Origin of the sequence: Halomicronema sp. CCY15110 (genome assembly GCF_016888165.1) — a bacterium.
Taxonomy (GTDB): Bacteria; Cyanobacteriota; Cyanobacteriia; order Phormidesmidales; family Phormidesmidaceae; genus Halomicronema.
This window is the reverse complement of the sequence record NZ_JACSWC010000182.1, coordinates 33623-50276: the sequence shown is the minus strand read 5'-3', so window position 1 is coordinate 50276 and position 16654 is coordinate 33623. Positions and strand designations below refer to the sequence as shown.

Here is a 16654-nt window from a genome sequence, read left to right as displayed (position 1 = left end):
TCAACTTTCGATACTGGTAGGTTGAGCGAAGTCGAAACCGGATTGAACGGGTACTTTATTTAGTTGCAGATCCCTAAGTAGGTAGGCACAATTATTTCACAGACGGGTTTCGACTCCGCTCAACCCTCAACTACTGACCTACCAAACCATATCGCTGATGGAGCGGAGTCGAAATCAGCCAGCAGGTTACCGTTTAATTAGGCCCAGCGACTTAGCGCTCATGGCCCATACTGATGGTCAGCGATCGCCACTTTCTGGCCTGATCAAGCGATTGCGGTTTAACCTGAGTGGACCTTGCGCCAGGCAGTAAGGTGCCAGGAAAGCTGGTAACTCTAGCGATTCCGAAGCCCAGCCATGCGCTATGGGATGACGCATGGCCATAGCCGTCACCTGAAAAGCTGGCGCTGACTGACTGTACGAAGTTGGTCAAGCCCGCTCTCGATATAATGCACTCAACTATATTTGAGTCCCGAGTCCTCGCTCCCAACTATGTTCTCCCTGTCCAGTCTTGCCATCGCCGCCTTGATCAAGCGTCGGTGACAGCGAGAGACCTATCAATCACGTCTCACGCTTAACTCGAATTACTAGAGAATGAATGCCGCGCCCCCCATCATCAATGTCAGCCGACTGTCTCAATCTTTTCAGGGGCAGCCAGCCCTTCAGGAGGTCAGCTTGCAAGTGCAGGATGGCGAGCGGGTGGCTTTGGTCGGGGCTTCTGGTGCCGGTAAATCAACGCTGTTGCGTAATCTCAACGGGTTGCAAGTGGCGGATCAGGGGGTGGTCGAAATTTTGGGGTGTCCTCTACAGATTGACGGCAAGTTGCAGGCCCAAGCACGACGGCGGCGGGGACGCATTGGGTTCATTTTTCAGCAGTTCAATCTGGTGAATCGGCTGACGGTGCTGGAAAATGTGTTGGTGGGCAATCTCGCTCAGGTGTCATGGGGGCGATCGCTCGTCCAATCCTTTTCCCAGGCAGAGAAGTTGCAAGCCCTCGCGGCGTTAGAGCGAGTCGGTATTTTAGAGCAGGCGCATAAACGGGCAGGGGTGCTGTCAGGGGGACAGCAACAGCGAGTTGCGATCGCCCGTTGCCTGATGCAAGGCGCGCAAATTATTCTGGCAGATGAGCCCATTGCTTCCCTCGATCCGGCCTCGGCCTGCCAAGTCATGGAATTACTCATGGGCCTGAATCAAGACGAAGGGATTACCCTGATGATGTCTTTGCACCAGGTACAGGTGGTGCGTCGTTACTGCGATCGCGCGATCGCTTTGAGCGCCGGAATGGTGCAATTTGACGGCCCGACCGCTGCCCTTGATCTCCCAATGTTAGGGGAAATTTATGGCGCTGCGGCCCCAGAGTTGGTGCTGCGGGACATGCCGAGGACTTGATAGGGACTCAGGGGTCGCCCCAAGTTGGCTAAGCTACCCAGGCGGCCCGGATTCTCAGGAGCGCAGTCTAGACAACGTTGCCATTGCAGCTGAGAGGGGGCCATGAACACTTCAGGATTGGCGAACGGCACGGCGCGACTGGGGTTGGCCGCAGTCAGCATGGCGTTGCTGACCAGTTGTGTGCCCCCGCCCCTGACCAACCCAGCCGCTGATGGTGAAACGGCGGCAGCAGCGAGCTGTGCGCCCGAACTCGCAGAAATTGATTTTGGGATCATTTCGACGGAGTCTCAGAGCAACTTGCAAACCCTGTGGGAGCCCTTTTTGGCCGACTTATCAGTCGCGCTCGGGCGTCCGGTCAACGGGTTTTATGCCATTGACTATGCGGGCGTGATCGAGGCGATGGGAGCGGGCAAAATTCAACTTGCCTGGTATGGCGGCAAAGCCTATATCGAAGCCGCTAAACGGGCTGACGCGGAAGCCTTTGTCCAGACGGTGGCCCGTGACGGCAGCCGAGGGTACCACGCCTATCTGATTACCCATAAAGCGAACCCGATCCTGGCGGCGATCGATATTGAAGCTGGCAACGGTGACGCATATGTCATCCAACATGCCGCCGATTTGACCTTGGCGTTTAATGATCCCAACTCCACCTCGGGCTTCCTCGTGCCCAACTATTATGTGTTTGCTCAACAGGGTGTCATTCCGGAGATGGCTTTTCGGGAAGTGATTTTTGCCGGTAGCCACGAAGCGACGGCCCAGGCCGTGGCGCACGACCAAGTTGATGTGGCAACGAACAACAGTGAAGCCCTGGCTCGGCTGCAAGCCTCTGACCCCGAAGCCTTTGAGCAGATCCAGATTATCTGGACTTCCCCCCTGATTCCCCGTGACCCGATCGCTTACCAGGCGGCGCTACCCGACTGCTTAAAAGCACAGTTGCGCGCCTTCTTTTATAACTACGAGGATGAGGCGACTCTGGCCGCCCTGGGCTGGGCGAGGTTTGACCCGGCTGATGACGCTGACTGGCACCCCATTCGCGTCCTCGATATTGCGCAGCAAAAAGCTGCAATCAAGCACGCGACGGCGCTGAGCACTGCGGCGAAAACTGCCAAACTGGAAGCGTTGGATCAACAACTTGAAGCCCTGAAGTCAGCAACTAATTGAATTGCTCTCACTCCCTGAGCCGCCATTGCTCAGTCTCGGGTGGCACTTTGCTGGTTGTTGTTGTCTCTTGTGAAATCGTTATGCCAGTCCCCCGCATTGTTCCTACTACCTCACATTCTGCCGCCGTTCACGCGGCTCTCGCCCAAGCCCGATCTCGTTGGACGGTGGGGCGAATTGGGGCGATCGTTGGGGCGATCGCCATTCTCATTTATACCGGTCGGCTCAGCGACTTGAGTTTCATCGAGTTGTGCAACGGTCTAGGGGCGATGGCGGCGCTCGTCGGCAAGTTTTTTCCGCCCGACTTTACCCACGGGTGGCACTACTTGCAGGCCACGTTGGAAACGATTGCCATGGGCCTGTGGGGCACACTGCTGGCGGTGATTGTGGCTATTCCCTTATCCATCTTGGCGTCGCATAATATTTGCCCGCTGTGGGTGGTGTTCCCGGTGCGACGACTGCTAGACGCTATGCGCGCCATCAACGAGCTGGTCTTTGCGCTGGTATTTATTGTGGCGGTGGGCTTGGGGCCGTTTGCGGGGGTGCTGGCGCTATTTGTCCACACGGCGGGCACCCTTGGCAAGCTCTTTTCCGAAGCGGTCGAGGCGATCGACCTCGGCCCGGTGGAAGGGATTCGGGCCACGGGAGCCAGTAAACTGCAAGAGGTGATTTTTGGGGTGCTGCCCCAGGTGCTGCCCCTGTGGACTTCGTTCACGCTGTATCGCTTTGAGGCCAATGTGCGATCGGCCTCCGTGCTCGGCATTGTGGGGGCTGGGGGCATCGGTATTGCCCTTTACCAAAACTTCCGCGCCTTTAATTATCCAGAGGTGTGTGCCATTCTTATTATCCTGGTCGTGACGGTCAGCATCATTGATCTGATTTCCGCTCGCATTCGCAATTCCCTCATATAAACCTCATCCGGAGGACTCCAGCCATGGGTCTAGAGTTGTTGCTGTTTCTGCTGTTGGGCCTGGGCGCCGGCACGCTTAGCGGTCTCATCGGCATCGGCGGGGGCGTCTTGATCACGCCCGCGTTGGTTTATTTATTTGGGTTTTCGCAACATTATGCCCAAGGCACGACACTGGCTCTGTTAGTGCCCCCCATTGGCTTACTCGGGGCGTGGACTTACTTTCAACAAGGCTATGTGGATGTGCGAGCCGCCAGCCTGATTTGTCTCGGGTTTGTGTTTGGCGGATTAATTGGGGCAAAATTTGCTGTTGATTTGCCAGAGCAATTATTGCGACAGGTATTTGGCGTCGCCATGATTTTGCTGGGCCTCAAGATGGTGACTCCACAATAGGGTCGGTTTGGAAGGTGATGGGAGCAAGGGGGCTAAGGGGCAGGACTGCCGTCGAAGCTTGGAGAATGGGAACAGCTACGGGGAATACGCTTGAGATGGCAGAGCAGGTATACACCAATTATTGGTTGCAGCTGCGCGATCGCGAATTGCTGGGCACCTTGACCGTGAGTAATGGTCGGATTGCCGACATTCAACCGGGGGTGGTTGCCCAGGGACAGGATGGTGCAGGGCAATATCTGCTGCCAGGGTTGGTGGAGTTGCACACGGATAATTTTGAGCAACGGCTGTCGCCGCGTCCCCAAGTGCAGTGGCCGATTGAGATGGCCGTGGTACATCACGATCGCGACCTTGCGGCGGCGGGTATCACCACGGTTTGCGATGCGATCGCGGTGGGGGACTTCAACCCCGCATCGCTGCGCATGACCCAGTTCGACCCGATGATTCAGGCCATCGATCAGGGGCGCACAGCGGGCAGACTGATGGTGGATCACTATCTGCACCTGCGTTGCGAGTTGGGCTACGAGCAAGTGCATGAGGTAATGGCTAACTATGTCACCCATCCCCGGTTGCGACTGATTTCCCTCATGGATCACACGCCCGGACAGCGGCAGTTCGCCCAACTCCACAAATACAAAGAGTATTACCAGGGCAAGCACGGCGTCACCGATGTGGAAATGGAGCAGTTCATTCGCGATCGCTGCGACGACCAACAGCGCTACGCCGTCGATAACCACCAAAAATTGGTAGAGCTAGCGCGATCGCACCAGGTTTGTCTCGCTAGCCACGACGACACTACTGTGGAGCATGTGCAAATGGCAGCAGCAGCAGGAGCCCGCATGGCTGAATTTCCTACCACGCTAGATGCGGCTCAGGCGGCTCAGGCCCATGGTTTGCGAGTGTTAATGGGAGCCCCGAACTTGATTTTGGAGGGGTCCCATTCTGGCAACGTGTCGGCAATGGAGTTGATCGATCAGGGTCTGGTGGATGTCATTTCCTCGGACTACGTCCCCCAAAGCTTGGTGCAGGCCATGTTTTTGGTAGCGGCACAGCAGCATCAGCCCTTGTCCAAAGTGGCGCGGTTGTTCACCCTGAATCCCGCCGAGGTCATTGGTTTAGCGGGCGATCGCGGCAGTCTGGAAATCGGCAAACGAGCGGACTTTATCACCGTTCACCACGATGGCGTCACCCCCCGCCTTACCGCTGTCTTCAGCCAGGGCCAACGAATTGCCTGATTCCTTTCTGGGCTTCTGCGTTACCAGCCAACAATCTTTGGAGGACTGAAAGATGACGCGTCAAGCTACCGCATTGAGGTTTTGAAGTGGCATATAGGGCAACGAAAGCGTGAATACACTGCCGCGCCCAATTTCACTTGCAAGAGCAAGTTGCCCGTGATGCCGCTGGGTGATCGCTTGAGCAATGGCGAGCCCTAAGCCCGTTCCCCCCGTCTTGCGGGAGCGATCGCTGTTGACCCGATAGAAGCGCTCAAAAATGCGACTTTGCTCCTCGATCGGAATGCCGATCCCGGTATCTTTCACAGTCATGGTGGCGATGCGATCGTGGGCTGCCAGACTCACGACGACTGCACCGCCCGAAGGCGTGTATTGAATCGCATTGGCGATCAGGTTTAACACCAGACGATAAAGCTGAGATTCGTTCCCCATCACAGAGATTTCAGCATCGGGAATGTGGTGGCTGAGATGGATATCCGTTGCAGCAGCTAGCTCCGCCAATTCCTCGGTTAAGTCGGCCACAATATCGTTTAAGCAACAGGGGTGAGTCGGTTTGACGGTGGTGTTTTGTTCCAGGCTGGTGAGCAGTAGCAGGTCGGCCACCAGTTGGCTGAGGCGACGCCCCTGACGTTCCACGGTATTCAGCAACACGGGTACTTGTGCCGTTTGTTCTGGGGGCAGGCGGAGAATCGCTTCCACTGTGGCGAGTAAGCTAGCGAGGGGAGATCGCAATTCATGGGCCACATCAGCGGTAAATTGCTGCTGGCGCTGGTAGGACTGATAGATCGGCTGCATAGCCAGACCCGATAGTCCCCAACTCGCGATCGCAATCAATCCTAATGCCAGGGGCAAGCTACCGAAGAGAATCCACCGCAACCGCTGGAGTTCGGCATCAAAGGGGGCCAGGGTGCGGCCGACTTGAAGATAGCCCCAGGCAGGATGCTCATGGGGAACATCACTGGGAGCGTGGGTGTGGGCCGCGCTGTGCAGAATGGTAGTGAACTGCTGATAGCGGCTACCGTCTTCAGTTTGCAGGGTTTGCCAGGGGGCGGGATTGAGGGTAGTAGGCAGCGGCTGTGGCTGATTGGGCGAATAGGCCAGCAGGTTGCCTTGATCGTCAAACACCCGAATATAGTAGGTGGTGCGATCGCTAATCCCCAACGTGTGACGCTGAATCAGGGTGGAACTTGGCTCACAGGGCTGCTCGGCAATGCAGAGGTCGGGAAAGATTTGCTGTAACACAGTGGTCGGATCTTTGGAGGGGGGCAAGATCGGCTCCAGACTGTCGTGGAGGGTGCCTGCGGTGGATTCAATTTCGCGTTCCAGGGCCACCCAGTTAGACTGCACCAGCGCCCGCGCCATACCGAACCCCGACAGGCTCAAAATGCCCCCCATGACGAGGGCATACCAGGTGGCTAATTGCAGGCGACTGCGGCGAAAGAGCTGCTGGCTGTTCATCGCGTTACCCGAAAGCGATACCCTTGTCCCGGTACAGTTTCAATAGGGCAGTCACAGTCGTAGCGGGCAAACTTGCGGCGCAGTAGGCGCATCTGGGCAGCGACCACGTTGCTGACGGGTTCGTCGTCGATGTCCCACAGTTGGGAACGCAGTTTGCTACCGGGAATGATGCGATCGCAATTCTCCATCAGGTAAGCCAACACCTGAAACTCCTTGAGAGTAAGGGGAATCTCTTGGACAGGTTGGTCCGGTAGCGTAACCTTAAGCCGAGTATTGGCATCGTCCAGGGTAAAGGCTCCTATGGTCAACCGCTGGGGTTTGAGTTGGGGCGATCGCCGCTGCAAGGCGCGCAATCGGGCCAGCAGTTCCTCCATGATGAAGGGTTTCACCAGATAGTCGTCAGCCCCGGCATCCAGTCCAGCAATACGGTTTTCCGGTTGTCCCAACGCGGTGAGCATGAGGACGGGGAGGGGGTTTTGGCGCGATCGCAGCCGCTGGCATAGCTCCAGACCGGACATTTCCGGCAGCAACCAGTCAAAAATTGCCACGGTGTAGTCGGCCCACTGATTTTCTAGGCAGTACCAGGCTTGTGCCCCATCGGTGACCCAATCCACCACGTACTTTTCACCGATCAGTACTTGCTTGATCGCCTGTCCCAAATCTTCTTCGTCTTCCACTAATAGAACGCGCATGGCACCGTAGCTATCCACCACGAAGCCGATTCTACCGGAGTCGCTGCCGTTTCATCTGGTTTTCATCTAGAGTCGGTCAATGCCTGCTAACGAGAGGTGGGATAATGCCCTGTTGTACCTATCCAGGCGTCGTTTGCAGCAAAATTTGCTGCCAGGAATTGGGACTGCGCTGACTGACATAAAGCACTTCAATGCCGACCACCTTGCCTTCAGCGTTATAGTCCAGAATGATGCCATCGCTGACTTCTTCCGATTCAACAATTGGTGTTTCGTCCAAACGGAGATATAACGCATCGTCTTCCTTGTGGACAACTAGTTTCATTTCACTCTCCGATCAAAAAAGACTGTGATGACTCGTTTCGGGGTAACGTTTGGGTTGACGATGGCCCGAAGCCATCGATTCCCAAAATCAGGAATTTGCTTGAGATAGTGGGTGTTGCCATGAACATCCGCTAGCAGGAGTATTCTTTGAGGATTGGAGAGGGTTATTTCTATCCAGGCAAGTTGAATAGCCCGATCTTGAATCTGATAGCGAGCATGTTCCGTCAACTCAAATCCTTCGATCATTATCGTTGTTCTCAAATTCGCACTTGCCGCATTTCATCTTGAATGACATCTGCCCTCAACCTCGGTTGTATAAACGCCTCCTCTGCGGCTAGCCCAGTGGTCAAACATACTCCGAAAAGTCCCCCATATTTTGGCACACCCTCAGTCGCTCTAGCCGTGAGAAGGGTTCCGTAAATTTCACCTGGATTTCATCGGTTTTATGGCACCCTGTTGGGGATTTTGCGGCGCGCTGTTGCACCTGTGAGGAGGATCCCATGAAGCACTTACCGCTATTGACTTCCGTTCTGGCGTTGAGCCTTGCCCTAAGTACGCCCGCTGCCCTGGCCCACGTCGGTCATGGCGATGAGTTTCAGGCCGAAGGCGGTGTGGATCGCGTTGAGGTCAATGCCGAAACCGACCCCCTACTGGGTATTCAAGTCAGCCCCATCGAAGTCGACGGTAGCGGGGCTGTGATGATTCCCGTGTCGGCGTTGGTGGAGGATGGCGATCGCCAACTGGTCTTTGTGCTGTATGAAAACTTCTATGAGCCTGTGCCCGTCACCGCTGGGGCTATGGTTGGCGAAATGGTCGAAATTCTCGAAGGGCTGTCGGTGGGTGAGCAACTCGTGACTCAGGGTAGTCTGTCGCTTTATGCCGAGTCCCGCAAGACGCAAACGGCTGAAGCTGAACCGGCAGCGGTTGCAACGACGACGAGTGAAGTTCCCGCTGAAGCGTCTGTGGCAGCGGAGACTGAGACGGAATCGAGCGAGGTGGCTGAGGCCACCGCTGAAACGACTGAAGCCTCTGGTGGCTTTCCAAGGTTGCTATTGGCGGTGATTGGCGGCGGCGTTGGCTTGGCCGTTGGGGCAGTCGTTTTGACGCGCAAAAAGTAGAGCCTCTGCTCTCAAGACCTCTAAGCCCCGTCTAGGTTAAAAACTAGAGTTTGGCATGAGCGGAAAAACCTCACCTAGCCTCTCCTTACTAAGGAGAGGCTAGGTGACCGGAGTGTGTATAAACCTCTCCTAAGCACTCTGGGCAGGCTTCGCCAAAGGCAAGGAGAAGAACCGGAGACCGGAGTGTGTATAAACCTCTCCTTGCCAAGTAGAGGTGCCGCAGGCGGTGAGGTTACCCACATGTCACAACTCTACGTTTACACCTGGATGCGTGAAATTCAGCCAGCAGTTAGGACTTCCCGATAGATGCTGAACGCAGTTCTCAATCAAATTCTCAAAAATTCCATTGCTCAGCGGTGGTTCATCGTGGCAGGGGCGATCGCTGTCACCATTTGGGGCGTCTTTAGCGTCACTCAAATGCCGCTGGATGTGTTTCCGCCCTTCGCCCCGCCCCAAGTGGATGTGCAGGTGGAAGCGGTCGGGTTAGCCCCGGAAGAAGTGGAAACCCAAATCACTGTGCCGATCGAAAGTGCAGTGAATGGCCTGCCGGGGGTGACCACAGTGCGATCGTCTTCCAAAGTCGGGCTGTCGATGGTCAGCGTGGTGTTCGACCAAAACGCCGATATTTACCAGGCGCGGCAGGCGGTGACGGAGCGATTGCAACAGGTCACCAATCAACTGCCCGAAAATGCCCACCCGCCCGAAATTTCGCCCCTGGTGTCGCCGTTGGGCACCGTCTTGCAATACGCCTTCACCGTCGATGGGCAGGGACAGACCGATCTGATGGCGTTGCGCCGCCTGGTGGATGTCACCCTGAAGAACCAGATTCTCTCGGTGCCAGGGGTGTCCCAGGTGACGGTTTATGGGGGCGACGAGCGGCAGGAGCAGGTGCTGATCGATCCGGCCAAGCTGCGGGATTTTAATGTCTCAATTAATGAAGTGACGGCGGCGGCGACCGGAGCCAACGCCAGTGCTCCCGGCGGTTTCCTGATTGGCGGTGGGCAAGAATTGCTGGTGCGCGGCCTGGGTCAGATGCAGTCCATCGAAGACTTGCAGCAGTCCGTCGTGAAGGTGCAGGACGGTCAGCCAGTTCTACTGCGGGACGTGGCGATGGTGCAGACTGGGGCCGCCTTAAAGCGGGGCGATGCTAGCCTGAACGGTCAGCCAGCGGTGGTGTTGATGATCAATAAACAGCCGGAAGTGGACACGCCCACGGTGACGAATGCGGTAGAGGCTGTCATTGCCGACCTCCAATCCACCTTTCCCCCTGATGTGCAGGTGACCCGCACCTTTCGGCAGGCCAACTTTATTGACGCCGCCATTCGCAACGTCAGTGGCTCCCTGCTTCAGGGGGTGGTGATTGTGTCGGTGATTTTGCTGCTGTTTTTGATGAACTGGCGCACCGCCATCATCACCCTCAGCGCCATTCCTCTGTCTCTGCTGATCGGCTTGCTGTTCATGAATGCCTTTGGCCTGGGCATCAACACCATGACCTTGGGGGGACTGGTGGTGGCGATCGGGTCGGTGGTGGATGACGCGATCGTCGATATGGAAAATTGCTATCGCGGTCTGCGCACGAATCAGGCTCAGGGCCATCCTAAACACCCCTTTCAGGTGGTGTATGACACATCGGTGCAGGTACGGCTGGCGGTAATTTTCTCCACGGTGATTATCGTCGTGGTGTTTGCCCCCATCTTCAGCCTGACTGGAGTGGAGGGCCGCATCTTCGCGCCGATGGGGTTGGCCTATCTGTTCTCGATCTTGGCCTCGACCCTAGTGGCAATGACGCTATCGCCTGCCCTCTGTGCCATCCTGCTAACGAATCAGAATTTGCCCCAGGAAGGCACCTTTGTATCACGGCTGGCAGAACGGATTTACCGTCCACTGCTGGGATTTTCCATGCGGGCACCGCAGCTCATCCTGGCGATCTCGTTAGCGGCGCTGGTCGCTTCGGCTGCCGTGGTACCCGCCCTCGGTCGCGTCTTCCTGCCGGAGTTTCAGGAGAAATCCCTGGTGAACTCAATGGTGCTGTTCCCCGGCATTTCTCTGGACATCACCCTGGGCGCAGGCAAGGCTCTGGCGAACTCCCTCAAAGACAATCCCCTCTATGAGTGGGTACAGGTACGGGCGGGTCGCGCCCCTGGTGATGCCGATGGGGCGGGGGTGAACATGGCCCACGTCGATATCGAACTCAGTGACGCCGCCCTGAAAGACCGAGAGGCCAGCGTCCAGCAACTGCGGGCGGCGTTTCTAGAACTGCCGGGGGTTGCGCCCAATATCGGCGGGTTCATCTCCCACCGCATGGATGAAGTGCTGTCCGGGGTGCGGAGTGCGATCGCGATCAAAATCTTCGGTCCCGACCTGGCGGAACTGCGGAGCATTGGTGAGCAGGTACGCGACACCATCGAACCGATCGCCGGAGTAGTGGATTTGCAACTGGAGCCGCAATTACCCATTCGGCAGGTGCAAATCCAGTACGACCGGGAAGCGGCGGCAGGCTACGGCTTGACGATGGTCCAGATCTCCGACGTGGTGGAAACGGCCTTAAACGGGCGCGTCGTCTCCCAGGTGCCCGAAGATCAGCAGTTGATTGACGTTACCGTGGCGTTGCCGGAATCCGCCCGCAACAGCCTGGATGCCATCAGCGCCATTCCCATTTCCACCCCGACGGGTGATCTGGTCGCACTCGGAACTGTGGCGAATATCGGCTACGGCATGGGAGCCAACGTGGTCAACCGAGAAGATGTGTCGCGCCTGATTGTGGTGTCGGCGAACGTCGCCGATCGCGATTTAGGCAGCGTCGTGGGCGACATTCAGGCCCAGATTCGGGAAAATGTGCAACTGCCCAATGGCTACTTCATTCAGTACGGCGGCCAGTTTGAATCAGAGCAAAACGCGACGAACAACCTGCTGATGTATAGCATCCTGGCGGCGATCGCCATTACGGTGCTGATGTTTTTCTCCGTTAAGTCGCTGCCTGCGACCGTGGCAATTATGATTAACCTTCCTCTAGCGCTGGTGGGGGGCATTATCTCCATCTTGCTGACAGGCGGGGTGATGTCAGTGGCTTCTCTGATCGGCTTCATCACCCTGTTTGGGGTCGCTGTCCGCAACGGCTTGCTGCTGGTGGACAACTACAACCGCAAGTTTGCTGAGGGCTTGCCCCTGAAGAAGGCGGTGTTCCACGGTTCTCTGGAGCGGGTGAATGCCATTCTGATGACGGCGCTGACTTCAGCGCTCGGGATGTTGCCACTGGCGATCGCCAGTGGGGCGGGTAACGAAATCCTGCAACCGCTGGCGATCGTGGTGCTGGGCGGTTTGTTCACCTCTACCGCTCTGACTTTGCTGGTGATTCCGGCGCTCTATGCCCGGTTTGGTCGCTGGTTCATGCCGAAACTGAAACGGGCCGCTCTGGAAGCCGAGATTGCTCACAATGGCGCACCGCCATCAACGGTGATTTACAAACCATAGTTCGGCGCAAGGTGGCACTGAAGGCGCGATCGGGTTCTATTGAGGAGGGATGCGATCGCGCAGCGTTCGCTAAATTAAGAACAGTCAGTCATGTCTCGCTGGGGCGATCGCACCGATGGTTGCAATTCCAGCCGAGTTCAGCTCCCAAGAATATCTGGCGATGGAGCAGGAGAATGCCATTCGCCACGAGTACCGGCAGGGCCTAGTTTATGCAATGGCAGGGGGCTGTGACAACCACAGCCGCCGCAATATTAATTTGCTGACGGAAACCAATCTGCATTTACGAAATAGCGACCGCCAGTTTTTTCGGGGAATGTCAAGGTCAATTATGCCGATGACTTTTTCTACTATCCTGATGCCTTTGTTACCTGGAATCCGGGCGATAGAGAAGACCGCTACGTGAAGCGCTACCCAAAACTCATTACTGAGGTACGGTCTCCATTGACGGAGGAATTTGACCGAGGTAAGTAGGTACGGCATAAAAAGTCGAGGTATATAACTTCGACAACCTTTCCAATAGCTCTCAAGCGTCCGCTGCATTTGAATATTATGTTTTCACCGCACTAACGGGTAGTGATGATCTTGTGTTTTCTTCTGGCTCTTTTACAAACAAATCTCAGTCACCATTAGCACCCTTTTATGACAGTAAAAGGAAGCCATTCGGATAAATCACTTCCATTGCATCACGCAGGTCTTGAACGCATGAGTTAATCTTCTCTTTATAGTTATTCCCATATGACAAAAAAACAGAATCTCTATCGTTAGCTTTCCCTCAGTAGCAAAATGCCTGAAAGAGGAAGTTAACTTGCCCCTTCTTTAATTGTGAATGTTCCACAAAAATTGGCTGACGCTCGGAGGGCAAAAGCGTGATTAACCTGCTATCGCTCGGCTGACTTCCTCTAAATTTATGGCAAAACACCATCACTCGATCGAGTCCAGATTTGGTGTGACTTATTCCTTAAATCCCGCATCGCGACTGAGTTGCTTGAGGGTGCGGTGCATTTCGGGCAAACGGCGAAAGACCGCTGAGGCTTTGAGAAACACTTTATGAGGAAGCGCTGGGCTGCCGGAAACAATTTCGCCTGGCTGCACATGATGGTGGATGCCCGCCTTGGCCGCCCCGATCGCCCCATCACCGATGGTCACGTGATCCACAATGCCGACCTGCCCCGCCAGAATCACCCGATTGCCAATTTTGACGCCCCCCGCCATCCCCGTCTGGGCGGCGATCGCGCAATTTTCGCCAATTTTGCTGCCGTGAGCTACTTGCACCAAGTTGTCAATTTTGGTGTTGCGGCCCACCTGAGTCGTGCCGAGGGCGGGGCGATCGATGGTGGCGTTGCAGCCCACCTCGACCCCTGAAGCCAGTACCACATAGCCCGCTTGGGGCATTTTGACCCAGCCTTCCGATACCGGGACAAAGCCGAACCCCTCGGAGCCGATCACCGCACCGGCATGGATCACGCAGTCGGGGCCAATTTCCGAACGCTCATGAATCACGCAGTTGGCGTGGAGTACAGTGCGATCGCCCACCTGGGCACCGGCATACACCACCACATTGGGGTGAATAGCGACCCCCTCGCCAAGGGTGGTCTGGGCACCAATAACGACGTTGGCCGCAATGGCGACATCCTGACCGACTTGCGCTGTGGGGTGAATCTGAGCCGTGGGATGAATCCCCACTGGGGGGCGGACGGGCTGGTAAAAGCAGCTGATCGCGAGGGCCAGGGCCACCCGGGGGGCTTCGACCGCAATCCAGGCTAAGTTGCGATCGCAAGCCTGGGCTTGCAACCCTTCATGTCGGGGCAAAATCAACGCACAGGCCGGGGTCGTGAGCACATGGTGAGCGTATTTTTCTCCCTCGATGTAGCTCAGGGTCTGGGCCGCCGCCTCTTCAATCGCCGACAGGCCCGTGAGCTCAGGATCGTCGGCCAAATGCACTTGAGACTGCGGCAAAGTGGCGGTTAAATGCTGAACGAATTCACTGAACTTCATGACAAGGTCCTTGGCGATGCGCGAACAATCGAATCCTCCCGAAACTTAAGAATTAAGTGCTTCAATCTGCTGCTGTAGGGTGGCCACCTGCTGTTGGAGCTCCTTGAGGGTGCGCTGCATCTGCGGCAGGCGATTGTAAATGGCTGACGACTTTAAAAAGGTGCGGTACGGACTCGCCGGATTGCCCATGACGATGCTGCCTGGGGCGATGTGACCGTGGAGTCCAGCCTTGGCCCCCGCTTGCACGTTGGCCCCAATGTGGGTTTGGTTGGCGGCCCCGACCTGCCCCCCCAAAATCACATGGTCTTGGGTTTCCACCTGCCCCGCCAGGCCGACTTGGGCGGCCATGACACAGCTCGGCCCAATCTGGCAGTTGTGGGCGATATGTACGAGGTTATCGAGCTTGGTGTTGGCCTGAATGCGGGTTTCACCGACAGAGGGCCGATCAATGGTGGTGTTGCAGCCCACTTCGACTTCGGCTTCCAAAATGGTGCGCCCGGACTGGGGAATCTTGATCCACCGCCCTTCTTGCAAAATGAAACCAAAGCCTTCTGAGCCAATCACGGCACCGCTGTGCACCACGCAGTCGGCCCCAATGTGGGTGTGTTCATGAATCACACAGTTGGCGTACAGCACAGTGCGATCACCAATCACCGTTTCGGGATAAATCACCACATTGGCGTGGATACAGACGCCATCACCAATGACCACACCGGGATGTATGACCACATTGGCGTCAATGGTCACGTCCTTGCCCAGTTGTCCCGACTGATCAATGACTGCCGTGGGATGGATGCCAGGACGCGGTCGATAGGGCTGATAAAACAACGCCAGCGCTTGGGCAAAGCCCCAACGCGGTTCGGCCATGCTCACCCAAGCCAACCCGCGATCGCTGGCCCGGGTCTGCAAATCCTGATCCTCGGGCAAAATCAGCGCACTCACCTGGGTCGTTGCCACATAGGCTTGAAACTTTTGACCCTCGATGTAGCCAATCGTTCCGACTGTTCCCGTTTGTACGGGCGTCACCGCAGTAATCTCTGGATCACATTCTGGAAAGGTTTTGAGGCTAGAATTTTCCGCAGTTAAGCCAAGCCGCTGGACGATGTCGCTGAACTTCATAACGGTGTGGGGAGGATAAGCCTTCTTACGCTACCAGAAACGCGACACACTCTACATGGGCCGTTTGCGGAAAAAAGTCGGCCGCTTGCACCCGCTGGAGCCGATAGCCCCCTTCGTCGCGGAGCCGCTTGAGATCGCGGGCCAGCGTGGCGGGATTGCAGCTCATATAAACGATGCGCTGAGGTCGCAACGTTAGCAGTCCACCAAGTACGCGATCGCTACAGCCTTTGCGCGGCGGATCGAGCACCACAATATCGGGCGATTGGTCTTGCAAAAATCGGGGCGCATCGGGCAACAGTTTGTCCACGGTACCCGCTTCGAAATGGGCATTGTCAATGCCGTTCAGCTTCGCGTTTTCGATCGCAATTTCCACCGCTTCGGCCTGCACCTCCAACCCCAAGCAATATTGCGCCCGTTGAGCGATCGGCAGCGTCAAGGTGCCAATGCCGCAGTAGGCATCCACCACCGTTTCCGTGCCTTGCAGTTGCAACTCGTCCAAAATCACCCGCAGCAACCGTTCCGCCTGCTCGGTATGCACTTGGAAAAAGGCATTGGGATAGATGTGCAAGGTCAGGTTGGCAAAGCGTTCTTCTAAATAAGGCTCCCCCACCACAAACCGGGTTTCTGCTCCCCAAATGGCGTTGCCCGGTTTCTTATTGAGGTTGACGCAGACCCCCGCCAGGTCGGGAAAGCGGGTTTTCCATTCGGCACATTGTTCTTCAATGCCGGGTAAGTCCCACGTAGTGCTGATCAGCGTGAGGAGAATCTGCCCAGTGCGCCGACCGACCCGCAGTGCCAAATGCCGTAAATCGCCCGTTTGCGTTTCCTCGTCATAGATTGACCAGCCCTGGGCTTGAATATCTTGCTTGACCTCGGCCAGGAGCGGATCGAGGCGATCGTCCTGTACGGGACACTGGTTGAGGTTGACGATTTGGTGCGAGCCCTTGCGAAAGTAGCCCGCCTTGACCTTGCCCTCAGCAGAGACACTGAGAGGATAGGTGGCCTTGTTGCGGTAGCTCAGGGGATGATCGGCGGCCATGATTGGGCTGATGGGCACGTTGGCAAAGTGACCGATGCGTTCCAGAGCATCGACCACCTGTTGTTGCTTGGCCGCGAGCTGTGCCGAATAGGCGACGGTCTGCCACTGACAGCCGCCACATTTGTCGGCCACGATGCAGGCGGGACGAACGCGATCGCTCGACGCTTCAAGCACTTGCAATAATTGTCCCCGGCCAAATTTGGGTTTTACAAAGGTGAGCCGCGCCTGAATGCGATCGCCGGGTACGGTGTCGGGCACAAAGATGACGCGATTGTCCCAGCGGCCAACGCCATCGCCATCGCTGCTGAGGTCAGTAATGTCCAGTTCGAGGGTGGTGCCTTGTTGCCATTGGGTCATGGGGAGGGGTG

At 56.4% G+C, this 16654-nt stretch carries 14 protein-coding genes and 1 pseudogene; 8 read left to right on the top strand and 7 right to left on the bottom strand.

The genetic code is table 11. The annotated features are described in order from the left end of the window. The first annotated feature begins 591 nt into the window (after positions 1-591). From phnC to JUK32_RS05405, 5 genes are all read left to right on the top strand, one after another. Positions 592-1386: a phosphonate ABC transporter ATP-binding protein gene (gene phnC, locus JUK32_RS05425; RefSeq protein ID WP_204137828.1), complete on the top strand. Its 795-nt coding sequence runs from the start codon at positions 592-594 to the stop codon at positions 1384-1386. Positions 1387-1488: 102 nt separating this feature from the next. Continuing rightward, the gene (gene phnD / locus JUK32_RS05420) at positions 1489-2547 is read left to right on the top strand and encodes a phosphonate ABC transporter substrate-binding protein (protein WP_204137827.1); all 1059 of its coding nucleotides are present in this window, start codon (positions 1489-1491) and stop codon (positions 2545-2547) included. Positions 2548-2627: 80 nt separating this feature from the next. After that, positions 2628-3455: a phosphonate ABC transporter, permease protein PhnE gene (gene phnE / locus JUK32_RS05415; RefSeq protein ID WP_204137826.1), complete on the top strand. Its 828-nt coding sequence runs from the start codon at positions 2628-2630 to the stop codon at positions 3453-3455. Between the two features lie 23 nt (positions 3456-3478). Next, the gene (locus JUK32_RS05410) at positions 3479-3844 is read left to right on the top strand and encodes a sulfite exporter TauE/SafE family protein (protein ID WP_204137825.1); all 366 of its coding nucleotides are present in this window, start codon (positions 3479-3481) and stop codon (positions 3842-3844) included. Between the two features lie 95 nt (positions 3845-3939). Next, a complete protein-coding gene (locus JUK32_RS05405) occupies positions 3940-5076 on the top strand; it encodes an alpha-D-ribose 1-methylphosphonate 5-triphosphate diphosphatase (protein WP_204137824.1) in 1137 nt (378 codons plus the stop codon). A gap of 60 nt (positions 5077-5136) precedes the next feature. On the opposite strand, the gene rppB is transcribed toward JUK32_RS05405, so the two are convergent. From rppB to JUK32_RS05385, 4 genes are all read right to left on the bottom strand, one after another. Beyond that, positions 5137-6531, bottom strand: a complete 1395-nt coding sequence (gene rppB, locus JUK32_RS05400) for a two-component system sensor histidine kinase RppB (RefSeq protein ID WP_204137823.1) — start codon at positions 6529-6531, stop codon at positions 5137-5139. After that, on the bottom strand, positions 6528-7223 hold the full coding sequence (rppA, locus tag JUK32_RS05395) for a two-component system response regulator RppA (protein ID WP_204137822.1): 696 nt from the start codon (positions 7221-7223) through the stop codon (positions 6528-6530). The genes rppB and rppA overlap by 4 nt, the downstream gene beginning before the upstream one ends. Positions 7224-7341: 118 nt before the next feature. Further along, positions 7342-7545, bottom strand: coding sequence for a DUF2283 domain-containing protein (locus JUK32_RS05390; RefSeq protein ID WP_204137821.1), 204 nt, complete (start codon positions 7543-7545; stop codon positions 7342-7344). After that, positions 7542-7790, bottom strand: a complete 249-nt coding sequence (locus tag JUK32_RS05385; RefSeq protein ID WP_204137820.1) for a DUF4258 domain-containing protein — start codon at positions 7788-7790, stop codon at positions 7542-7544. Before JUK32_RS05385 ends, JUK32_RS05390 begins: the two co-directional genes overlap by 4 nt. A gap of 254 nt (positions 7791-8044) precedes the next feature. Here JUK32_RS05385 and JUK32_RS05380 point away from each other — a divergent pair, with 254 nt between their 5' ends. The 3 genes and pseudogenes from JUK32_RS05380 to JUK32_RS05370 form a co-directional block, all read left to right on the top strand. Next, positions 8045-8662 carry a cobalt transporter gene (locus JUK32_RS05380; RefSeq protein WP_204137819.1) on the top strand — a complete coding sequence of 206 codons (618 nt, stop codon included), beginning with the start codon at positions 8045-8047 and terminating at the stop codon, positions 8660-8662. Between the two features lie 306 nt (positions 8663-8968). Then, positions 8969-12133, top strand: a complete 3165-nt coding sequence (locus tag JUK32_RS05375; RefSeq protein ID WP_204137818.1) for an efflux RND transporter permease subunit — start codon at positions 8969-8971, stop codon at positions 12131-12133. A 115-nt stretch (positions 12134-12248) separates the two neighbouring features. Next, positions 12249-12601, top strand: a pseudogene (locus JUK32_RS05370) (Uma2 family endonuclease); the annotation flags it as partial. 483 nt (positions 12602-13084) lie between these two features. Here JUK32_RS05370 and lpxD (JUK32_RS05365) read toward each other — a convergent pair. The 3 genes from lpxD (JUK32_RS05365) to rlmD are packed head-to-tail and all read right to left on the bottom strand — an operon-like array spanning position 13085 to position 16643. Next, complete coding sequence (gene lpxD / locus JUK32_RS05365; RefSeq protein WP_204137817.1) at positions 13085-14128, bottom strand: UDP-3-O-(3-hydroxymyristoyl)glucosamine N-acyltransferase; 1044 nt, start codon at positions 14126-14128, stop codon at positions 13085-13087. Positions 14129-14173: 45 nt separating this feature from the next. Further along, positions 14174-15247 (bottom strand): UDP-3-O-(3-hydroxymyristoyl)glucosamine N-acyltransferase, encoded by a 1074-nt coding sequence (gene lpxD, locus JUK32_RS05360; RefSeq protein ID WP_204137816.1) that lies wholly within the window; start codon positions 15245-15247, stop codon positions 14174-14176. A gap of 25 nt (positions 15248-15272) precedes the next feature. Beyond that, positions 15273-16643, bottom strand: coding sequence for a 23S rRNA (uracil(1939)-C(5))-methyltransferase RlmD (rlmD, locus tag JUK32_RS05355; RefSeq protein WP_204137815.1), 1371 nt, complete (start codon positions 16641-16643; stop codon positions 15273-15275). Between the last annotated feature and the right edge of the window lie 11 nt (positions 16644-16654).

What these genes read in the sequence shown, in the direction of transcription:
- JUK32_RS05390 (WP_204137821.1), bottom strand. Translation starts at nt 7,545, where the DNA reads ATGAAACTAGTTGTCCACAAGGAAGACGATGCGTTATATCTCCGTTTG.
- phnC (WP_204137828.1), top strand. Translation starts at nt 592, where the DNA reads ATGAATGCCGCGCCCCCCATCATCAATGTCAGCCGACTGTCTCAATCT.
- JUK32_RS05380 (WP_204137819.1), top strand. Translation starts at nt 8,045, where the DNA reads ATGAAGCACTTACCGCTATTGACTTCCGTTCTGGCGTTGAGCCTTGCC.
- rppB (WP_204137823.1), bottom strand. Translation starts at nt 6,531, where the DNA reads ATGAACAGCCAGCAGCTCTTTCGCCGCAGTCGCCTGCAATTAGCCACC.
- lpxD (WP_204137817.1), bottom strand. Translation starts at nt 14,128, where the DNA reads ATGAAGTTCAGTGAATTCGTTCAGCATTTAACCGCCACTTTGCCGCAG.
- lpxD (WP_204137816.1), bottom strand. Translation starts at nt 15,247, where the DNA reads ATGAAGTTCAGCGACATCGTCCAGCGGCTTGGCTTAACTGCGGAAAAT.
- rppA (WP_204137822.1), bottom strand. Translation starts at nt 7,223, where the DNA reads ATGCGCGTTCTATTAGTGGAAGACGAAGAAGATTTGGGACAGGCGATC.
- rlmD (WP_204137815.1), bottom strand. Translation starts at nt 16,643, where the DNA reads ATGACCCAATGGCAACAAGGCACCACCCTCGAACTGGACATTACTGAC.
- JUK32_RS05375 (WP_204137818.1), top strand. Translation starts at nt 8,969, where the DNA reads ATGCTGAACGCAGTTCTCAATCAAATTCTCAAAAATTCCATTGCTCAG.
- phnE (WP_204137826.1), top strand. Translation starts at nt 2,628, where the DNA reads ATGCCAGTCCCCCGCATTGTTCCTACTACCTCACATTCTGCCGCCGTT.
- JUK32_RS05410 (WP_204137825.1), top strand. Translation starts at nt 3,479, where the DNA reads ATGGGTCTAGAGTTGTTGCTGTTTCTGCTGTTGGGCCTGGGCGCCGGC.
- phnD (WP_204137827.1), top strand. Translation starts at nt 1,489, where the DNA reads ATGAACACTTCAGGATTGGCGAACGGCACGGCGCGACTGGGGTTGGCC.
- JUK32_RS05405 (WP_204137824.1), top strand. Translation starts at nt 3,940, where the DNA reads ATGGCAGAGCAGGTATACACCAATTATTGGTTGCAGCTGCGCGATCGC.
- JUK32_RS05385 (WP_204137820.1), bottom strand. Translation starts at nt 7,790, where the DNA reads ATGATCGAAGGATTTGAGTTGACGGAACATGCTCGCTATCAGATTCAA.